The 4,104-nt window shown below is 49.0% G+C and carries 4 protein-coding genes; 2 read left to right on the forward strand and 2 right to left on the reverse strand.

Going from position 1 to position 4,104, the window contains the following annotated elements; translation table 11 throughout:
* Positions 1–122 precede the first annotated feature (122 nt).
* The gene (locus KW93_RS11045) at positions 123–1,022 is read left to right on the forward strand and encodes a MerR family transcriptional regulator (protein WP_033543075.1); all 900 of its coding nucleotides are present in this window, start codon (positions 123–125) and stop codon (positions 1,020–1,022) included.
* A gap of 64 nt (positions 1,023–1,086) precedes the next feature.
* Here KW93_RS11045 and KW93_RS11050 read toward each other — a convergent pair whose 3' ends face one another.
* A complete protein-coding gene (locus KW93_RS11050) occupies positions 1,087–1,272 on the reverse strand; it encodes a hypothetical protein (RefSeq protein WP_033543076.1) in 186 nt (61 codons plus the stop codon).
* A 229-nt stretch (positions 1,273–1,501) separates the two neighbouring features.
* Positions 1,502–2,800 (reverse strand): NCS2 family permease, encoded by a 1,299-nt coding sequence (locus tag KW93_RS11055; RefSeq protein ID WP_033543077.1) that lies wholly within the window; start codon positions 2,798–2,800, stop codon positions 1,502–1,504.
* Positions 2,801–3,077: 277 nt separating this feature from the next.
* On the opposite strand from KW93_RS11055, the gene KW93_RS11060 reads away from it, so the two are divergent.
* The gene (locus KW93_RS11060) at positions 3,078–4,040 is read left to right on the forward strand and encodes a nuclease-related domain-containing protein (protein ID WP_033543078.1); all 963 of its coding nucleotides are present in this window, start codon (positions 3,078–3,080) and stop codon (positions 4,038–4,040) included.
* Positions 4,041–4,104: the final 64 nt, after the last annotated feature.

Raw genomic sequence — 4,104 nt, forward strand, 5'->3', positions numbered from 1 at the left:
AACAGGAAGAGCCGCGGCTCTTCCTGTTTTTTGTATTTGCCCGCAAAGCCTTAAGCTTTACGGCATGTATATGTACTTGTATAATAATTATACAATTAACTTATAGAAATGTGGGTTATGCCATGTACAATATAAAAGCCGCCGCAAAGATTCTCGATATGCCAAAGGTGACGATCCGTTCATGGGAAACACGGTATAACGCGATAACTCCAGCCCGGACAGAATCAGGCCATCGCCTGTATTCTGATCAGAACCTGGAGGATTTGAAGTGGCTGAAAATCCAGGTGCAGGAGAACGGCATCAAAATCAGCGAAGCAGTGAAGCAATTGCACGCCTCCCGTAAAAAGTTTGTGAAGCCTGCCACTGAATTTACCCCTCATCCTGACGGCACCAGTCAATATGAAAAACAGATTGATGAACTTTACAACGCCGGCGCCGAAATGGACAGCGAACGTTTCCAGTATTTATTGGATTTGAATTTTTCAATGTTCCATTACCGCACCGTTTTCTTCTCGATACTCGCGCCGTTGATGGTACGCATCGGCGAAGAATGGGAAAACGGCACGATCACTGTGGCGCATGAACATATGCTGAGCCATATGGTGCTGCAGCGCTTCACCCAGTTTTTCCGCGTTTTCCCGACATCGGATAATTTGCCGAAAACACTTGCGTTCTGCCCGAGCGGCGAGCATCATCAGCTCGGCCTCCTGCTGTTTACGTTATTCCTGCGGGAAAATGGCTACCCGGTGGCGTATATCGGGCCGGATACCCCGCTTGAAGGATTGGACGAACTGGTCCAAAAGCAGGATTTTAAACTGGCGTGCATGTCCATCGGCCACGAACGGCTGCTGCCGACTGTCGAACAATATGTCGAAACATTGGCTGCCGCCAAGCCCGATCTGCAATTTGTCATCGGCGGACGCGGCCTCGGGTCTGTAGAAGACACCGCGAATAAACATTATATCGGCATCACATATGAAGACTGGCAACTCTGGCTGGATGCGCAGCCGAGCTTCAGATAACCGAACCCTTTTCAGATTCGTCTGGAAGGGGTTTTTGTTTGGGAATAAAAAAAGACCTGCTCCCTTAGAGCAAGTCGAGGTCCTGGTATGCGGACTGATAAGGTCCGTTGTCTGTCACTTCTGAGTGGTAAAGTGCTTTCAAGGCGAAATTCTTTTCCAGATCCATGTCCTTCATAAGCGTTTTCAGGCGCTTTTTCAGCTCAGGATTTTCACTGACGAGACGTTCCATTTTCGTTTTCGTGTATTTCATGAAGCGGCCGCTCCTTTCCGTTGCTGCTGGTTTTATCCCGTATTAACGGTCAGTAGAACTCCCAGCTCTCCGAGTGGGAGAACAACTGACCATAAAAATCCAATTGGATCAACTGCCATTCAGCGGGAAATTCCCACTGAATGAAGTTTCTCTTTATTGTACCACGCATCTTGTTATGAAAAAACGCACTTGCCTCAATGGATGCAAGTGCGTTTCTGCTTTTATTTCCTCAGCCGATGACCTGGAAAACGTAATTCGCCAGGAACAGCGCTGCGATGATGAAGAGCGTGGGCGAGACTTCGCGCCATTTGCCGAGACCGAGCTTCAATAACGGATACGCGATAAAGCCGATGGCGATGCCGTCAGCGATGCTGTACGTAAACGGAATGAGGACGATGATCAAAAATGCCGGGAAGCTCTCGCTCATGTCTTTCATGTCGAGGTTCTTGATATTTTGCAGCATCAGCCCGCCAATGATGATCAGGATCGGCGCGATAGCGCTGTCCGGAATCAGTTTGATGACAGGAATAAAAAATGCTGCGCCGACAAACAGGAGACCCGTCGTAAGCGCCGTTAACCCTGTACGTCCGCCAGCGGCCATACCCGCAAGCGTCTCGACACTGGCGACTGTCGGGCTGGTGCCGAAAACGCCGGAAGCCATCGAACTGATCGACGTCGCCTGGAATGCGCGGCTGTATTTCTCGGGACGGTCGATGAAGTTGACCTGTCCGTGGACAAGGCCAATGTTTTCAAACACCAGCACCATCGTCAGCGAGAATACCGCCACCCAGAATCCCATCGTCAGGAAACTGGAGAAACTCAAGGCGCCGAATCCGGCAAACGCTTCCGAAGCGCTCATCGCCGGTTCGTTCAGCACGCTGAAATCGATCATACCGAAGAAGAAAGCGATAAGCGTCCCAGCCGCAATCGTGATGAGGAAATTCCCTGGTACGTTGCGGATAAACAGGATAATTGCGATGATGAGCGTCAATGCCGTCGAAAGCACCAGCGGATCAGAAACCGAGCCGAGTGCCAGGATTGAACCTGTGCCGTTCGTGACGATTCCGCCTTTTTCAAGGCCCAACAGCATCAGGAATAAACCCAGTCCCACCGTGATCGCTTCCTTCAGCGAATGCGGCACCGCGGCGTTCAGCAGTTTTGCAAAACGCGTAAAGGCAACCGCCATGAAGATCACACCGGAAACGAAAACAACCGCCAGCGCTTCCTGCCACGTGAGGCCCATCGACTGAACCATTGTATATGAGAACAGTGCGTTGATACCCATGCCCGGAATCAGCAGAATCGGAACATTGGCCCAAAAGCCCATGACAAGCGCACCGAAAACTGAAGCCGCAATTGTCGCGATGATCGCCGCTTCGATCGGCATGCCGGATTCCGAAAGGATCAGCGAATTGACGGCAATGATGTACACCACTGTAAAGAAGCCGATCAGCCCCGCCAGTATCTCCCGCTTCACCGATGTGCCATTTTCTTTAAGACCGAAAAAACGGTCCATCAAATTATACATATGAATAACCTTCTATTAAATTAGCCCTCTCCCTACCCGCTCTTTCTGAATAAATTCAGGTGAGCCAAGATAGAAGTGTAATCCATAAATGCTGTTGCGTCAAGGGTTTGGCGTTGGGTTGGAAAAGATGTGCATGTTAGTTGGTTTTTGGGTCTGATCGCATTTCGCCGAGGCGAAATGCAGGGCATTCTGCGCTCTGAAATATATTTTTCGGATATGTATTTTTCCAATTTCAGGAATGCTATACTTCATTTAATCTACGGAAATGAGGTGTTACATGAAGAAAGAAAAAATGGAGCCTTTGTCTGTGGAAGAAGCGCTCGGATCTTTAATTGGTCGGTTGCCGGCAGTTCATTCACAGCGAAATTATCTTGAAGGCGAGCTGCACCGGATTGCTGCCGGAATTCGCGGAGAAGACCGCATGCGGAAACGCTTCACGGAATTTCAGCCGAAAGAAGAGTTTCACGTGCTGTGGGATATCGGTCTGGCAATCGGTTCCTGGAAAACACAATTTGACGGCATTGTGCTGACCGGGCGAGGCGCCATCATCATCGATTCAAAGAACATCAGCGGCAAACTTCACTTTGATGAAAAGACAGGCGAATTCTATCGTTTCAACGACAGCGACGTGAAAAAAGTCTTTGATGATCCCCGCATCCAGCTGAATAAGAATATCCGCTTTCTGAATGACTGGTTCAAATTGAAAAAGATTGAACTGCGGGTCAGCGTACTTATCGTTTTTACACCCAAGAACTGCGAATTTATTGTCAGGCCAAAAAGCAAACACATCTGCAAAGTCTACCAGATGCCTGAATATTTATTTCAAATCCTGAAGGCTTTCCCCCTCGTAGCCGACCCGCCAAAACTGCTGAAGGTAAAAAAGCAGATTATTGCCGCCCATGTCCCCTATCCCAGAACCCCCATATGCGGCAAGTATTATACTGAAGTGAGAGATGTCCGAAACGGCGTTCAATGCCCGGAGTGCCGAGTGTACGGAATGATACGAATAAAAAAGAGCTGGCAATGTCCCCGCTGCAGGCACCGGGACCGGCAAGCGCATAGGTTTGCGCTGCGTGAATACTTTTCACTCGTTGACAGCCACATCACGAATCAGGCGTTTCGTGAGTGGAGTGGTGTGAGTTCAAGTTCGGTTGCTAAGAGATTATTAGCTCAATTTGATTTGGACACATCGGGAGAAAGTAAGGCTTGGAAATATAGTCTGAAGGAGAAGGAAAAGTGATCACTTTTCCTTCTTTTTTTGCGATTTACAGCGGAACGCCCGCAAATTATTTTAATCGCCCGCA

Source organism: Planococcus sp. CAU13 (assembly GCF_000775575.1).
Classification (GTDB): domain Bacteria; phylum Bacillota; class Bacilli; order Bacillales_A; family Planococcaceae; genus Planococcus.